Below are 14274 nucleotides of genomic sequence, written 5' to 3' on the forward strand. Positions count from 1 at the left end.
GGATCAACGGACCTCGGTGATGGCGGAGGGTGTGGGATTCGAACCCACGAGACATCTCTGCCCACCTGTTTTCAAGACAGGCTCCATCGGCCACTCGGACAACCCTCCGTGACGCGACCACGTGGCGAGACGTGACCGCGTCCCGAGCAGTCTACCGGGCCTCCCGTCCGGCGGCGGAGCGCCCGCGCGCGCCTCAGCGGGGCAGGGTGTCGAGCGCCGCCGCGAGCCCGTCGTCCGTGACGCCACCGGTGATCTCGCTGCCGGCGTCGACGACGTCGTCCGGCGCCTGCCCCATCACGACACCACGGCCCGAGGTGGAGGCCCACCGCAGCATGTCGATGTCGTTGCGTCCGTCACCGGCCGCGAAGACACGGGAGCGCGGGATGTCGAGCCACTCGCGGACCCGCTCCATCGCGGTCGCCTTCGTGACACCCTCCGGCGCGATGTCGAGCCAGGCCGTCCAGCCGACGGTGTACGAGACCTTGTGCAGGCCCATCCGGTCGACGATCTGCAGGAACTCCTCGAGCCCGTGCTCCGGGGAGATGACGACGACGCGGGTGGCGCGGACCCCGAGCAGCTGCTCGAAGTCGACGTGGTCGCCGGACCCGGTCATGGTGTCGTCGGGGAAGTCGCCGGACAGCAGGTAGTGGCCGGTCTCGTCCTCGACGCCGTACGCACCGTTCTGCAGGGCCCCGCGGATGGTCTGCAGGACCTCGGTCGGGTCGAAGGTCTCGACGTGGACGCGCTCGTACGCGCCGTCGGGGGTGCGCTCGAGCGTGAGAGCGCCGTTCGCACAGACGAGGTACCGCGGCTCGATGCCGAGCTGCTCGAGCAGCGGGACGGTCATGCCCTCGCTGCGGCCGGTGGAGAGCATGACCTCGTGCCCGGCGGTCTCGGCGTCGCGGACGGCCCGGATGACGGTGTCGGTGATGACCCCGTCCTCGCGCATGGTCGTGCCGTCGATGTCGAGCGCGACGAGCCAGCGCTTCACCCGCGCGGGCGCAGCGGCGTCCCGGCCCGATGCCGCGTCGGACCCGTCCACGAAGCCGCGTGAGGAGCTCATCGGGGCTCGATCACCTCGACGCCGCCCAGGTAGGGCCGGAGGACCTCGGGGATGACGACCGAGCCGTCCTCCTGCTGGTGCGTCTCGAGGATCGCGACGAGCCAGCGGGTGGTGGCCAGCGTGCCGTTGAGGGTCGCGACCGGCGCGGTCTTGCCGCTCTCGGTGCGGTACCGGATGTCGAGGCGGCGGGCCTGGAACGTCGTGCAGTTCGACGTCGAGGTCAGCTCGCGGAAGGTGCCCTGCGTCGGCACCCATGCCTCGAGGTCGTACTTCCGCGCGGCACTCGTGCCGAGGTCACCCGCGGCGGTCTCGATCACGCGGTAGTGCAGCCCGAGGTCCTGCAGCATCGACTCCTGGTACGACATGAGCCGCTGGTGCTCGGCGTCGGCCTGGTCCGGGTGGACGTAGGCGAACATCTCGAGCTTGTTGAACTGGTGCACCCGGAGGATGCCGCGGTTGTCCTTGCCCGCCGACCCGGCTTCGCGCCGGTAGCAGGTCGACCAACCGGCGTAGCGGAGGGCCGGGTCGTCCTCGGACGGGAACTGCAGGATCTCGTCCGCGTGGTACCCGGCGAGGGCGACCTCGCTCGTGCCGGTCAGGTACAGGTCGTCGGCCTCGAGTCGGTAGACCTCGGCAGCGTGCTCACCGAGGAAGCCGGTGCCGGCCATCGTCTCGGGGCGCACGAGGGTGGGCGTGATCAGGGGCTCGAAGCCGTGCTGCACGGCGCGGTCGAGGCCGAGCGACATGAGCGCGATCTCGAGGCGGGCGCCCATCCCCTTGAGGAAGTAGAACCGCGAGCCGGAGACCTTGACGCCGCGGGCGATGTCGATGATGCCGAGGGACTCACCGAGGTCGGCGTGGTCCTTCGGCTCGAAGGCGAACGACGGCTTCGTGCCGACGGTGCGCAGGGTGACGAAGTCGTCCTCGCCACCGGCGGGCACGTCCGGCAGCACCACGTTGGGGATGGCGCGGACGACGGAGTTGAAGGTGTCCTCGGCGGCGGTGACGGTGGCCTGCGCCTCCTTGACCTTCGCGGCGAGCGCCTGCGCCTGCTGCACGAGCGCGGCCTTCTCGTCCTTCGGGGCCTTCGCGACGGTCTTGCCGAACGCGTTCTGTTCGGCGCGGAGCGCCTCGAACGCGGTGATGGCGCTGCGTCGCGCTGCGTCCGCGGCGACGGCCTGGTCGACGACGTCGACGGAGGCGCCGCGCGCCGCCTGCGAGGCCTTGATGAGGTCCGGTTCGTCGCGCAACAGCTGGGGGTCGATCACCGCCCCATCTTACCGGGGAGCCGGTGGCAGATCGGTGGACGCACCGGACGGGAGGCCCGGCACCGGATCGACCCGCGCTCCCGTCCCGGACGTGGTCACGTTCCGGACCGCGCAGCCGGTGCCCGGTAGCGTTGACCGCATGTCGACGCCCTCGGAAGCCACCGCCGTGCCGGAGGACGCCCCTGCCACGGACCAGCGCACCGCCGCAGTCATCTACAACCCCGTCAAGGTCCACCTGCCGACCCTGAAGCGCACCGTGAACCGGTACCAGCGCGAGGCCGGCTGGTCGGAGACCAAGTGGTACGCCACGAGCGAGGAGGACCCGGGCGGCGGCATGGCCCGCCAGGCACTCGAGGCCGGTGCGGACGTCATCGCCGCTGCCGGTGGTGACGGGACGGTCCGCGCCGTCGCCGAGGTCGTGCACGGGTCCGACGCCGCGCTCGCCCTGCTGCCGAGCGGCACGGGCAACCTGCTCGCCCGCAACATCCCCGCGCCGATCGACGACCTCGGTGCCAGCGCGCACACGATCTTCCACGGCGAGGACCGCGAGATCGACATGGGCACGGTGCACGTCGAGCGCCCCGACGGCTCGCGTGAGCAGTTCGGCTTCCTCGTGATGGCCGGCCTCGGGCTCGACGCACGGATGCTCGTGAACACGAACGACGACCTGAAGAAGAAGGTCGGCTGGCTCGCGTACGTCGACTCGCTCGTCCGGTCGCTGCGGGACTCCGACGCCATCGAGTTCCGTTACCGCCTGGACGGCCAGAGCACCCGGTCGGTCCGCGCCCACTCCCTCATCGTCGGCAACTGCGGCATGCTGCAGGCCGGTGCGACCCTGCTGCCGGACGCCGAGATCGACGACGGCTACTTCGACGTCGTCGTGATGCGTCCGCACGGATTCTTCGGCTGGGTCCGGATCGGGGCCCGCGTGTTCTGGGAGAACGCGATCCTCCGCCGCTTCCGTCGCTCCGCGCTCGGCAAGACCGAGATCGGCAAGACCATCGTCACGAAGACCCGCGACGAGCGTCCGCTGCGCTACCTGCGCGGCGAGGAGTTCACCGCGCGGCTCGAGCGTGCCGAGGAGTTCGAGATCGACGGCGACCCGGTGGGCGAGGTCCGCGCCTTCCGGGCGAAGATCGACGCGGGCGGTCTGACGGTCCGCGTGGCCGGACCCGAGGACCAGACGCGGGCGACCCGCCGCCGCTGACCGCGCGCGAGGGTGTCGGACGGGAGGCTCAGCCCGCGTCCGGCTCCCCGCTCACGATCGCGCGCAGCCAGTCGCGCGCCTCGACGAAGGCCTGGTCGGAGTAGCGGGGTGAGACCTCGGACCGGAGGCCGTCCGCACGCGGGTACGAGCCGAGGAAGGTCACGCGCGGGCTGAACCGGCGGAGACCGAGCAGGGCGTCCGCGACGCGTTCGTCGTGGACGTGGCCGTCCAGGTCGATGACGAACCGGTAGCGGCCGAGCTCGTCGCCGATCGGACGCGAGGACAGCAACCCCATGTTGATGCCCCGGGTGGCGAACTGCTCGAGCATGTCGACGAGGGCACCGGGGTGGTCCGCGGGCAGTTCGACGATGACGCTCGTCTTGTCGGACCCGGTGCGCGGCGGGATCGCCAGGGTCTTCGAGACGAGCACGAACCGCGTGACGGCGCTCGCGTTGTCGCCGATCGAGTCGGCGAGCACGACGAGGTCGTAGTGGTCGGTGATGCCGGGCGGGGCGACGGCGGCGTCCGCGGTCGGGTGGTCGTCGAGGAGCGCGGCCGCCGCGGCGACGTTCGAGGACGCCGGGATGTGCCCGTGGCCCGGCAGGTTCGCCTCGAGCCAGTGGTGCGTCTGGGCGTAGGCGACCGGGTGCGCGTTCACGGTGCGGACGTCCGACAGGGACGTGCCGGGACGGGCGACGAGCACGAAGTCGACCGGGACGAGGTACTCCCCCACGATCCGCACGCCGGGGATCCGGGCGAGGGCGTCCTGCGTGGCGCTCACGCCGCCGTCGACGCTGTTCTCGATCGCGATCACGGCGCCGACCGAGCGGCCGGTCATGACGTCGTCGAGCGCCTCGCCGACGTTGTTGACGCTCCGCCAGGGCTTCCCGGCGGCGGCCTCGACGAGCTTGAGCGCCGCCTCGGTGAAGGTCCCCGCCGGTCCGAGGTAGCTGTAGGTCTCGGACGGGGAGTCGGCGGCCGGGCTCATACCGGCGAGCCTATCGGCGTGCGGTGCCCCGTCCGCCGCTCAGAGGACGAGCTGCATGGTGTCCGAGTCGCCGTTCCGTCCGACGGTCCGGAACCCCGCTCGTTCGTAGAGGATGCGCGCGCCGGTGTTGCCGTCCTCGACGCTCAGGCTCATCCCGGGCCACCCGGCGTCGCGCGCCGCGGCGACGAGCCGGGTGAGCAGCGCCGCGCCGATCCCGCGGCCGCGCGCCCGGGCGTCGAGGGCGAGGGTGAGCTCGGGGACGTCCTCGGCGACGAACCCGTACCCGGGGTCCTCGGCGGGCAGGTGCACCGCCCACGCGACGCCGACCGGCCCGTCGTCGTCGGTCGCGACGACCCCGAGGTCGGCGGCGCCGGGCCGCTCGGGGTCGAACGCGGCGGAGTAGTGGGCGAACTCGGGCCGGTCGAGGTCGGCGTCGGCGAACCGCTCCCCCGACCAGTTCATCGCGTCGAGGGTAGCCCGGCGGAGCAGGGGCACGTCGTCGGCGGTGGCCGCGCGGTACCCGATGCCGTCGACGGTGCTCGGCAGGGAGTCGTCGGCGGTGCCGGTCATCCGCGCCTCGCACATCTCGGTGGCGGCGACCACCTCGTCGCAGGACGCGCCTTCCGCACCGGCTCCGTCCCCACCGGGCATGTTGCTGACCGCGGCGAACCGGCCCTCGGGGTCGACCCGGGCGAGGAGCACGCGGGAGATCGTGTCGAGCTCGGCGACCTGCTCGTCGGTGAGCGCGTCGATCACCAGACGACGGGCGGTGCGGACGTGGTCCGGCGCGGCGGCGACGATGTGGTCGAAGCCGGCGTCGGTGAGCCGGACGTCGGTGGCGCGGCGGTCCTCGGAGGACGGGCACCGGGCGACGAGCCCACGCTTCTCGAGGCGCGACACGACGTGCGACAGGCGCGGGAGGGACGCGTTCGTGGCCGACGCGAGGACCGACATCCGCAGGGTGCGGGAGTCCCGCTCGGACAGCATCGCGATGACCATGTAGTCGAAGAGCGTCAGGTCGGCGTCGCGCTGGAGCTGCTGGTCGAGCGCTGCGGGCAGGAGTTCCATGACGGCGACGAACCCCATCCAGGCACGCAGCTGCTCACGGGAGAGCCAGGGCGTGTCGTCGGTCATGCCGCTCATCCTACGGAGAGGTTGTCGCTGCAACCACAGCATCGTCCGGACGACGCCGAGCGGTGACCACGCCGACCACGAGCACGACCACGACGACGGCGGCGAGCACCCCCTCGACGACGAGCAGCCGCGCGGTGTAGTCGAACGGCAGGACCGTGGGGTTCTTTGTGCCCTGCGACTTCGCGACGATCTCGGACACGGCGACGAGCGCGAGCACGCTGCCGAGGACGACCGCGGCCTGCACGACCACGAGCACCCACATGCGGAGCGTGCGCCCTGCCCGACGGAGCCCCGCGCCGACGGCGAGCACGAACGGCGACAGCACGGCGTCGTGGAGCACGACCGCGGCGAGCAGCCACACGAGCAGGCCGCCGATCCGGTCCGTCCGGACCGAGGTCAGCAGGACCCACGCCCCGAAGGCGATGACGAGCACGCCGACGACCACGAGGACGGTCCGCGCCACCCGGATCCGCCGGTCGGGACGCTCGGCGGTGGGGACCGCGCTCATGCGATGACCTCGATCCGTTCGATCCACTTCGTCTGCAGGACGCCGGGTCGTCCGGGGGCGATGATCCGCGCCGGGAACCCGTGCTCCAGGTCGAGCGTCGCACCGTTGAGCTCGAGGGCCACCAGGGTGGTCGGGTCGGCGGTGTACTCCGGCCCCATCTCCATCACCCGGTATCCGCCGTGCTGCTCCAGACTCGTCACCCGCACGCGTACGTCCGGGTCGGACTGCACCGCCGCGAGCAGGTCGCGCATCCGGACGCCCTTCCAGCTCGCCATCTGGCTCCAGCCCTCGACGCACGAGATCGGGAGCCGCGCCTCGGCCTGACCCAGGGCGACGAGTTCGGCGCGTGAGAACGTGCGGCTGACCGCCGGGCCGGCGACGGTGAGGGCCCAGTCGGCGGCGGTCGCCGTGGCGAGGACCCCGGCGGCGCGAGCCGTCCGGTTCACCGGCAGCCCGTTCTGCCCGATGTGCCGCTGACGGGGAGCGAAGACGTTGAACGGCTCGGCGAGCACCGACGACTGGCCGGCCGTGAAGACGACGACGCCGGCCGTGGCCGCCGTGACACCCGCGATGAACCCGCGGCGGGCGAGACGCTGGCGCCCGCCTTCGGCGTCGGCGTCGGCGGCCGGGTCCGGTGCCGCACGGTCCGCGACCGGCGGAGCGCCGTCGATCCAGCGGTGGAGGCGACCGACGAACCCGCGGGACGTCGCGGCGGCGGGAGGGCGGGCCTCCAGGCCGGGACGGGCCTGCAGGGTCGGGTCGGGCAGGTCGCTGCCCACCGTCTCGTCCACGACGAACCGACCGTGCTCGTCGAACGCGTCCGGTGAGCGCCAGTACCGCGTGATGATGCGCAGCTTCGTGCCGATGTGCAGCACGAGCGAGCCGATGAGGACGTACGCGAGGGCGTTGTGGACCTGCCGGAACGGGAACGGCCACGGGTACCACTGGAAGGTGTTGAGCAGTCCGGTCACGACCTGGATGAGCGCGGCCGCCACGAACACCGCGATCGACAGCCGCTCGAGCCCGTGCAGGACACCACGCACGGGCGGTGTCTGGAGCAGCGCCGGCATGACGACGTTGAGCTTGGCGAGCAGCAGCGGGATCGCGGCGATGCCGGCGGTGACGTGCAGGCCCTGCGTGACCTGGTAGAGCTGCACCGGCCGGGTCGGGAAGCGCATCCACCCGGGCGGTTCCTGCAGCAGGTGGCTGTAGACCCCGGTGGCGAAGCAGACGAGGAACGCGATCCCGAGCAGCCGACCGGTGACGACCGCCGAGCGCGCGGTGCGGTTCGGCGAAGCCATCACGCTCCGTGCGTCCAGGAGGAGGCGCTGGACGCCCGCTAGCCTCGACGGACCATGAGCGAACGACTGCGCCCCGGCCGCCGACCCTCGACCGGGCTCGTCGCCACGCTGCTCGCCGTCGTGGGCGTGCTCGCGCTCGGCACCGTGATCGCCGTGGGTGTCACGCATCTGGGGTTCCTCCGGGAGGGTCATCGCTCTCCATTCGTCACCTGGACGCTCATCGCTTGGACGGTCTTCGCGGCTTCCGTGCTGGCGCTCAGGTTCGTGCCGCCGCACCTCGTGACGCGGATCGTGCTCGGTGGGGCGGTCGTGGTCGGCATCGCGGCCCTCGTCGGCCCGCCGAACACGAGCACCGACTCCGCACGCTACGCCTGGGACGGCATCGTGCAGCACGCGGGCGTGTCCCCCTACGCGCACACGCCGCAGTCCGAGGCCTTGGCAGGTCTCCGCCCGGAGTGGTTGTTCCCGGACAAGGTCGACGGCACGTGCAAGCCGCTCGAGCCGCGGTACCGCGGACTCGGGGACGGCGCGCTCGGGCACTGCACGGCGATCAACCGTCCGGACGTCCCGACGATCTACCCGCCGATGGCCGAGCTCTGGTTCGCCCTGGTCCGGGTCTTCGTGCCGGCCACGGCGCAGTACATGCCGTTCCAGGTCGCCGGACTGCTCGTCTCGCTCGGCGTCACGGTCGGCCTGCTCGTCGTCCTCCGTCGGACCGGCCGACCGACGTGGTGGGCCGCGCTGTGGGCCTGGTCACCGCTCGTCGCCGCCGAGGCCGTGACGAACTCGCACGTCGACGTCGTGGGGGCCGCACTGGCCACCGCGGGTGCCGTGCTCGTGGCCTTCGGTCGGCCGATCTGGGGCGGCATCGCGCTCGGTGCCGCGACGGCGACGAAGCTCATCCCGGCGATCGTCTACCCCGCACTGCTCGGCCGGTGGCGGAGCTGGTGGGCGATCCCGGTCGGCATCGCCGTGTTCGGGCTGCTCTACGTGCCGTACGTGCTCTCGACCGGGCCGAAGGTGCTCGGGTACCTGCCGGGCTACCTGTCGGAGGAGGGCTACGAGGACGGCTCGCGCTTCGCCCTGGTGGCGGAGGTCCTGCCCGGCGACGCGGCGACGATCGCCGTGGGCCTGATCGTCCTCGTCGCGGCGGTCATCGCCTGGCGGCTGTCGGACCCCGCGAACCCGTGGTCCGGGCAGGTGTTCATGATCGGCGTGACCTTCCTCGCGGTGACGCCGCGCTACCCGTGGTACGCGCTGCTGCTCATCCCGTTCGTGGTGCTCTCCGGCCGGTGGGAGTGGCTGTCCCTGACGCTCGCCATCGCGCTGCGCGGGGTGTGGCCGTCGGTCGTCGCCTACCGGTGGTGGCTGCTCGCCGCGATCGCGGTCGTGCTCGTCGTCACCCTCGTCCGCACGCGCCGCGAGGACTGGCTCCGGTGGCGGGACCGCCTGCTCGGCCGGAGTCCGGGAGCCCCGCTGCCCGCCGGAGACGCGAGCCGCGGTCCCCGCGACGTATCCTGACGACATGCCGGCCCAGATGCTCCCCTCGACGGGTCTGCTGAGCCGTGTGCGCCCGGGAGCGACGGACACCGCGGTGCACCCCCTGGTCGCACAGCATCCGGGCCTCCCGCCCCGGCCCGACGGCGACCCCGGCCTGGTGGACCGGTTCGGCCGGTACGCCGTCGACCTGCGGGTGTCCCTGACCGAGCGCTGCAACCTCCGCTGCACCTACTGCATGCCGGCCGAGGGTCTGCCCTTCGCGCCCGATGCCGCGCTCATGTCCGCTGACGAGATCGCCCGGCTCGTCGGCCTCGGGGCGCGGGAGCTCGGCATCCGCAAGGTCCGCTTCACCGGCGGTGAACCGCTCCTCCGCAAGGACCTCGTCGACGTCATCGCCCGGTGCGCGGCGGCCCACCCCGACCTCGAGCTGTCCCTCACCACGAACGCGATCGGACTCGCGGGTCGCGCTGCAGCGCTGCGAGCGGCCGGACTGCACCGGCTGAACGTCTCGCTCGACACCGTGGACCCGGACGTCTTCGCCGAGGTCACCCGCCGCCCGTTCCTCGACCGCGTCCTCGAGGGGATCGCCGCCGCGGCCGACGCCGGCCTCGGGGTGAAGATCAACGCGGTCCTGCTGCGCGGGGTGAACGACCACCTGGCGTCCGAGCTGCTCGCGTGGTGCCTGGAGCGCGGCCACGAGCTGCGGTTCATCGAGCAGATGCCGCTCGACCCCGGGCACGCCTGGGACGCCACGACGATGATCACGGCCGCACAGATCCGCGACCTGCTCAGCGCCGACCACGTCCTGACCCCCGACGACGCCCCGCGGAACGGCGCTCCGGCCGAGCGGTACCGGGTGCGGTCCCGGGCCACCGGCGCCGACCTCGGGACGGTCGGGGTCATCGCGAGCATCACCGAGTCGTTCTGCGGCGACTGCACGCGTACCCGGCTCACCGCCGACGGTCACGTCCGCAGCTGCCTGTTCTCCGACGACGAGACCGACCTGCTCGGCCCCCTGCGCGCGGGCGCCGACGACGCCGACGTCCTGGACCGCTGGCGGCGGGCGATGTGGGCGAAGCCCCGCGACCACGGCGACGACACCGACGGCCTCGTGCACCCGACCCGGGGCATGAGCGCGATCGGAGGATGAGGACATGACCACACTGCGCTTCTTCGCCGCCGCCCGTGCCGCGGTCGGCATCGACGACACGACCGTCACGGCGGACTCGCTCGACGACGCCCTCCGTCAGGTCGAGGCTGCCGACCCCGAGCGCTGGGCCGCGCTGCAGGAGCGGTGCTCGTACCTGGTCGACGGGGTCACCACCCGCGACCGGTCGACGTCGCTCGACGGGGTCGCACTCGTGGACGTCATGCCGCCGTTCGCCGGCGGCTGACCAGCGCCCAAACTGAGCGCTCGAAGCTCAGCGCTCAGCACACGGAGCTCAGCGCACGGGCGCCGGACTCCGCGCTCAGGACTCCCAGACGGTGACCTCGGCGGGCGGGACGTGCACCCGCACCGTCGATCCGACCGTCGCCCCGAGCGCCGCGACCGCGGCCAGGGTCAGGTCGGCGGACAGGTCGTCGGTGCGGAACCGCACCAAGCCGTTCCGAGGTTCGAGGGCACGGACGACCCTCGGCAGACCGGGGCCGGCGCCGGTGTCCCGTGTCACGACCGCCGCCGTCGGGTGGTAGGCCGCCGCCACGGGTCGACCGGCAGGCACGTGGTGCGCGGCCGACGCCAGCGGGCCCCCGCCACCGGAGCCACGGTCGAGTACGAGCCCGTCCGCCGTCGCGGTCCCGTGCACCACCACCAGACCCGAGAACGCCGCCGCGAAGCCGCTCCGCGGACGCGCGAGCACCTCGGCCGGGGTGCCGGACTCGACGACCCGCCCGTCCTGCAGGACGACGACCCGGTCCGCGAGGGCCATCACCTCGACCGGGTCGTGCGTCACGAGGACGCTCGGCCGACCGGACACGGCCGTGCGGAGGGCGGCGCGGACGTCCTCGCGCGCGCCGACGTCGAGTGCCGAGGTCGGTTCGTCGAGCAGCACGACGGCGGGGTCGGCGGCCAGCGCCCTGGCGATCGCGACGCGCTGCGCCTGCCCGCCGGACAGCGTCCGGGGCGCCCGGTCTGCCAGGTCGGCCACCCCGACGGCGGCCAGGGCGTGCCGGGCTGCCGCGCGGGCCTCCCGGCCGGACCGGCCCGCCGCCCGCGGTCCGAAGGCGACGTTCGCGAGGACGGAGAGGTGCGGGAACAGGTCGGGCCGCTGGGCGACGAGTCCGATGCGGCGACGGTGTGCCGGGAGGCCCCGCCCGGCACCGGCGAGGACCCGGTCGTCGGAGCGGACCGCACCGCCGTCGAGCGGCAGGAGGCCGGCGACCGCGTCGAGGACGGTCGACTTGCCGGAACCGTTCGCGCCGACGAGGGCCACGCACTCGGCGGGTCCGGCGGACAGGGCGACGTCGACGTCCCGGTCGTGGCGGACCACGTGCGCGACGAGGCCGGTCCGGGCTGCGGCGGCGGTCACGGCGTCACCGCGCGGCTCCGGACGGACGCCAGGCCGATGACGAGCACCGCGACGACCACGAGCACGAGGGCGAGGGCGACCGCGGCGTCCGGGTCGACCTCGCGCTGCAGGTACACCTCGAGCGGGAGGGTCCGGGTCACCCCCTGCAGGCTGCCCGCGAAGGTCAGCGTCGCACCGAACTCACCGAGCGCCCGGGCGGCGCAGAGCACCAGGCCGGACAGGATCCCCGGCAGCACCCGCGGCGTCGTGACGGTCAGGAACGTCCGGGTCGGGCCGGCGCCGAGCGTGGCCGCGACGCGCTCGTAGCGGTCCCCCTCGACGCGCAGGGCACCCTCGATCGCGGACACCAGGAACGGCATGGCGACGAACGTCTGCGCCATGACGACCGCCACCGTGGTGAACGCGATCCGCAGTCCGTGCTCGTCGAGGAACGCGCCGACCACGCCCATCCGCCCGAACGCGGCCAGGAGCGCGAGCCCACCGACGACCGGCGGCAGCACGAGGGGCAGCAGCACGACCGCCCGCGCCACGCCGATCCACCGCGACCGGGACCGGGCGAAGAGCACCGCGAGCGGGTAGCCGAGCACGAACGAGACCCCGGTCGCCGCAGCCGCGGTCCCGAGGCTCAGGACCAGGGCCGTCCGGGACGTGGGTGACGTGACGAGCGCCACGAAGGACCCCCACTCGACGCGGCCGACCATCGCGAGCACCGGCACGACGACGAACAGGCCGCCGAGCACGGCCGGCACCGGCAGCCACCACGGGACCGGTGCACGGCGGACGCTGCCGGAGCGGCCAGCGGCACCGTGGTCGGCGGTGGCACGGGTGGCGGTGGCACGGCGCACGACGGTCAGGGCTCCCCGAACCCGGCGGCGGCGAGCACCCGCTGGCCGGCGGGCGACAGCACGTACGCCGTGAACGCCCGAGCGGTCGTCGGGTCTGCCGCGTCCCGGAGCACGCTGATCGGGTAGGTGTTCACGACGTCCGCAGCAGCGGCGAACGGGACGCCCGCCACGTCCCCGCCCGTGCCCTGGACGTCGGTGCGGTAGACGATGCCCGCGTCCGCCTGACCGGACGTGACCTTGCCGAGGACGTCGGTGACGGACTGCTCCTCGCTGACCGGGTGCAGCTCGACCCCGCTCGCACGCTCGACGGCCGCGGTCGCAGCACCGCACGGCACCGGCGCGGCGCACGTGACGAGCTGCACGTCCGACGCCGTCAGGTCCGCGAGGTCGGACACGTGCAGCGGGTTGCCCGGCGCCACGGCGATCTCGAGCGTGTTCGTCGCGAAGGCGCGCGGCGGACCGTCCAGCAGGTCGGACCCGAGCGCCTCGGTGCTCGCCTGGTCGGCGGAGGCGAGGACGTCGGCGGGGGCACCGTTGCGGATCTGCGAGACGAGGTCGCTCGAGCCGGCGAACGAGAACGTCACCGTCGTGCCGGAGTGCGCGCGCTCGAACCCGCGCCCCAGGGTCGTGAAGGTCCGTTGCAGCGATGCCGCGGCGAACACCGTGACCGTCCTCGAGGGAGTCCGTTCCACGCCGCCGCCCGCGCGGTCGGCGGTGGGACCGCTCGCGCACCCGGCGGTCGTCAGCGCCAGCACGAGGACGGCTGCGAGTGCGGTCGCGCGTCGCATCGGCCCTCCACACTGCCGCAGGTGCGGCGTCCACGGCCGATCCTATCCGCACCAGCGGTCGACGCCTCACTCGGATGCGAGCGGGAGCCCTTCCCGACGCCATGCGTCGACGCCCCCGTCGAGGACGGTCACGGGCCTCCCGGCGGCCCGTGCCCACGCATCCGCGCGGGGCCCACGGGCGCAGGTCACGACGACCTCCGTGTCGGACGGGACCGCATCCGGGTGCACGGACCCGGCGATGACGCCCGTCGCCCACTCGGCCGGTGTGCGCACGTCGACGACCGTCACCCGGTCGGCGGGGTCGGCGAGACGGGCGGCGAGTGCGGACGGGGCGATCCGCGCGGGCCGGGTCACGCCGTCCGCGTCCGCCGTCCCGGCCGGGAGGCCCGTGGGCCGTCGCGACGCCGGCCCACGTCGGACGGGACTCTCGGTCCACCGCCACCGGCGGGCGTCGACGGTGAGGAGCCGCCCGAGCAGGGGCTCGCCGAGACCCGCGACGAGGGCCGTCACCTGCGCGGCCATCACCGACCCGACCGCGCCGCAGAGTGCCGGGAGGACCCCGTCGACCGCGCATGACCCCTCGTCCGGCAGGACCTCGGGGTGCAGGTCGTGGAAGTCGACACCGTCCGGACCGGCGTCCCGGAACACCGAGACCTGGCCGTCCCAGGACAGCACCGTGCCCCAGACGAACGGGATCCCGAGCGGCGCGCAGGCGTCGGACACCGCACGGGTGACGTCGACGGCGTCCGCGGCGTCCACCACGACGTCGTGCCCGGCGACGTGCTCGGGCCGGAACCGTCCCACGACCGCGACGACCGCGAGCTCGGGGTCCACCGCGCGCGCCCGGGCGGCCGCGACCTCGGCCTTGGCGGAACCGACGTCATCGCCGGTGAACAGGGTCTGCCGGGACAGGTTCGACCCGTCCACGACGTCGTCGTCCACGATCGTCAGGCGACCGAGCCCGCTGCCGGCCAGGAGGGCGATCACCGGTGCACCGAGGCCGCCGGCACCGACGACGAGCACCCGGGCCCGGCCGAGACGCTCCAGGACGTCCGGCCCTGCACCGGTGAGCGCCGCCGTGCGTGACCCGAGACGTCGCCGCCCGGTGCTGACGGGCGTGTCTGTGTCCATCTCCGTGTCCGTG

At 73.5% G+C, this 14274-nt stretch carries 14 protein-coding genes and 1 tRNA gene; 4 read left to right on the forward strand and 11 right to left on the reverse strand.

Translation table 11 applies throughout. From position 1 onward, the window contains the following. Positions 1 to 20: 20 nt before the first annotated feature. The 3 genes from DEJ32_RS10485 to serS form a co-directional block, all read right to left on the reverse strand. Positions 21 to 108: transfer RNA gene (locus DEJ32_RS10485), tRNA-Ser, on the reverse strand. A gap of 85 nt (positions 109 to 193) precedes the next feature. Beyond that, on the reverse strand, positions 194 to 1063 hold the full coding sequence (locus DEJ32_RS10490) for an HAD family hydrolase (protein ID WP_110901249.1): 870 nt from the start codon (positions 1061 to 1063) through the stop codon (positions 194 to 196). Continuing rightward, positions 1060 to 2331 carry a serine--tRNA ligase gene (gene serS, locus DEJ32_RS10495; RefSeq protein WP_110825990.1) on the reverse strand — a complete coding sequence of 424 codons (1272 nt, stop codon included), beginning with the start codon at positions 2329 to 2331 and terminating at the stop codon, positions 1060 to 1062. The genes DEJ32_RS10490 and serS overlap by 4 nt, the downstream gene beginning before the upstream one ends. A 139-nt stretch (positions 2332 to 2470) precedes the next feature. On the opposite strand from serS, the gene DEJ32_RS10500 reads away from it, so the two are divergent. Beyond that, complete coding sequence (locus DEJ32_RS10500; RefSeq protein ID WP_110826056.1) at positions 2471 to 3538, forward strand: diacylglycerol kinase family protein; 1068 nt, start codon at positions 2471 to 2473, stop codon at positions 3536 to 3538. A gap of 28 nt (positions 3539 to 3566) precedes the next feature. Here the strand turns inward: DEJ32_RS10500 and pheA are convergent, their stop codons facing one another. From pheA to DEJ32_RS10525, 4 genes are read right to left on the reverse strand one after another with little or no spacing between them, the layout of a single operon-like run. Beyond that, positions 3567 to 4526, reverse strand: coding sequence for a prephenate dehydratase (gene pheA / locus DEJ32_RS10505; protein ID WP_110901250.1), 960 nt, complete (start codon positions 4524 to 4526; stop codon positions 3567 to 3569). A 39-nt stretch (positions 4527 to 4565) separates the two neighbouring features. Beyond that, positions 4566 to 5660, reverse strand: a complete 1095-nt coding sequence (locus tag DEJ32_RS16620) for a bifunctional helix-turn-helix transcriptional regulator/GNAT family N-acetyltransferase (protein WP_309146431.1) — start codon at positions 5658 to 5660, stop codon at positions 4566 to 4568. A 10-nt stretch (positions 5661 to 5670) separates the two neighbouring features. Further along, positions 5671 to 6168, reverse strand: a complete 498-nt coding sequence (locus DEJ32_RS10520) for a hypothetical protein (protein WP_110901251.1) — start codon at positions 6166 to 6168, stop codon at positions 5671 to 5673. Then, a complete protein-coding gene (locus tag DEJ32_RS10525; RefSeq protein ID WP_110901252.1) occupies positions 6165 to 7469 on the reverse strand; it encodes a molybdopterin-dependent oxidoreductase in 1305 nt (434 codons plus the stop codon). Before DEJ32_RS10525 ends, DEJ32_RS10520 begins: the two co-directional genes overlap by 4 nt. A 54-nt stretch (positions 7470 to 7523) precedes the next feature. On the opposite strand from DEJ32_RS10525, the gene DEJ32_RS10530 reads away from it, so the two are divergent. From DEJ32_RS10530 to DEJ32_RS10540, 3 genes are read left to right on the forward strand one after another with little or no spacing between them, the layout of a single operon-like run. Next, the gene (locus DEJ32_RS10530; RefSeq protein ID WP_110825986.1) at positions 7524 to 8990 is read left to right on the forward strand and encodes a glycosyltransferase family 87 protein; all 1467 of its coding nucleotides are present in this window, start codon (positions 7524 to 7526) and stop codon (positions 8988 to 8990) included. Between the two features lie 4 nt (positions 8991 to 8994). Continuing rightward, on the forward strand, positions 8995 to 10119 hold the full coding sequence (gene moaA / locus DEJ32_RS10535; RefSeq protein ID WP_258369003.1) for a GTP 3',8-cyclase MoaA: 1125 nt from the start codon (positions 8995 to 8997) through the stop codon (positions 10117 to 10119). A 4-nt stretch (positions 10120 to 10123) separates the two neighbouring features. Beyond that, a complete protein-coding gene (locus DEJ32_RS10540) occupies positions 10124 to 10363 on the forward strand; it encodes a MoaD/ThiS family protein (protein ID WP_110891058.1) in 240 nt (79 codons plus the stop codon). Between the two features lie 75 nt (positions 10364 to 10438). On the opposite strand, the gene DEJ32_RS10545 is transcribed toward DEJ32_RS10540, so the two are convergent. From DEJ32_RS10545 to DEJ32_RS10560, 4 genes are all read right to left on the reverse strand, one after another. Beyond that, positions 10439 to 11497, reverse strand: coding sequence for an ABC transporter ATP-binding protein (locus DEJ32_RS10545; protein WP_110901253.1), 1059 nt, complete (start codon positions 11495 to 11497; stop codon positions 10439 to 10441). Continuing rightward, positions 11494 to 12252 (reverse strand): ABC transporter permease, encoded by a 759-nt coding sequence (locus tag DEJ32_RS10550; protein WP_258369011.1) that lies wholly within the window; start codon positions 12250 to 12252, stop codon positions 11494 to 11496. Before DEJ32_RS10550 ends, DEJ32_RS10545 begins: the two co-directional genes overlap by 4 nt. Positions 12253 to 12347: 95 nt before the next feature. Next, positions 12348 to 13130: a molybdate ABC transporter substrate-binding protein gene (gene modA, locus DEJ32_RS10555; RefSeq protein WP_110901255.1), complete on the reverse strand. Its 783-nt coding sequence runs from the start codon at positions 13128 to 13130 to the stop codon at positions 12348 to 12350. 66 nt (positions 13131 to 13196) lie between these two features. After that, positions 13197 to 14261, reverse strand: a complete 1065-nt coding sequence (locus DEJ32_RS10560; protein WP_146234136.1) for a ThiF family adenylyltransferase — start codon at positions 14259 to 14261, stop codon at positions 13197 to 13199. Positions 14262 to 14274 lie beyond the last annotated feature (13 nt).

It is taken from the genome of Curtobacterium sp. MCPF17_046 (assembly GCF_003224295.1).
GTDB lineage: Bacteria > Actinomycetota > Actinomycetes > Actinomycetales > Microbacteriaceae > Curtobacterium.

What these genes read in the sequence shown, in the direction of transcription:
- DEJ32_RS10525 (WP_110901252.1), bottom strand. Translation starts at nt 7,469, where the DNA reads ATGGCTTCGCCGAACCGCACCGCGCGCTCGGCGGTCGTCACCGGTCGG.
- pheA (WP_110901250.1), bottom strand. Translation starts at nt 4,526, where the DNA reads ATGAGCCCGGCCGCCGACTCCCCGTCCGAGACCTACAGCTACCTCGGA.
- DEJ32_RS16620 (WP_309146431.1), bottom strand. Translation starts at nt 5,660, where the DNA reads ATGACCGACGACACGCCCTGGCTCTCCCGTGAGCAGCTGCGTGCCTGG.
- DEJ32_RS10520 (WP_110901251.1), bottom strand. Translation starts at nt 6,168, where the DNA reads ATGAGCGCGGTCCCCACCGCCGAGCGTCCCGACCGGCGGATCCGGGTG.
- DEJ32_RS10560 (WP_146234136.1), bottom strand. Translation starts at nt 14,261, where the DNA reads ATGGACACAGACACGCCCGTCAGCACCGGGCGGCGACGTCTCGGGTCA.
- modA (WP_110901255.1), bottom strand. Translation starts at nt 13,130, where the DNA reads ATGCGACGCGCGACCGCACTCGCAGCCGTCCTCGTGCTGGCGCTGACG.
- DEJ32_RS10540 (WP_110891058.1), top strand. Translation starts at nt 10,124, where the DNA reads ATGACCACACTGCGCTTCTTCGCCGCCGCCCGTGCCGCGGTCGGCATC.
- DEJ32_RS10530 (WP_110825986.1), top strand. Translation starts at nt 7,524, where the DNA reads ATGAGCGAACGACTGCGCCCCGGCCGCCGACCCTCGACCGGGCTCGTC.
- DEJ32_RS10490 (WP_110901249.1), bottom strand. Translation starts at nt 1,063, where the DNA reads ATGAGCTCCTCACGCGGCTTCGTGGACGGGTCCGACGCGGCATCGGGC.
- DEJ32_RS10500 (WP_110826056.1), top strand. Translation starts at nt 2,471, where the DNA reads ATGTCGACGCCCTCGGAAGCCACCGCCGTGCCGGAGGACGCCCCTGCC.
- moaA (WP_258369003.1), top strand. Translation starts at nt 8,995, where the DNA reads ATGCCGGCCCAGATGCTCCCCTCGACGGGTCTGCTGAGCCGTGTGCGC.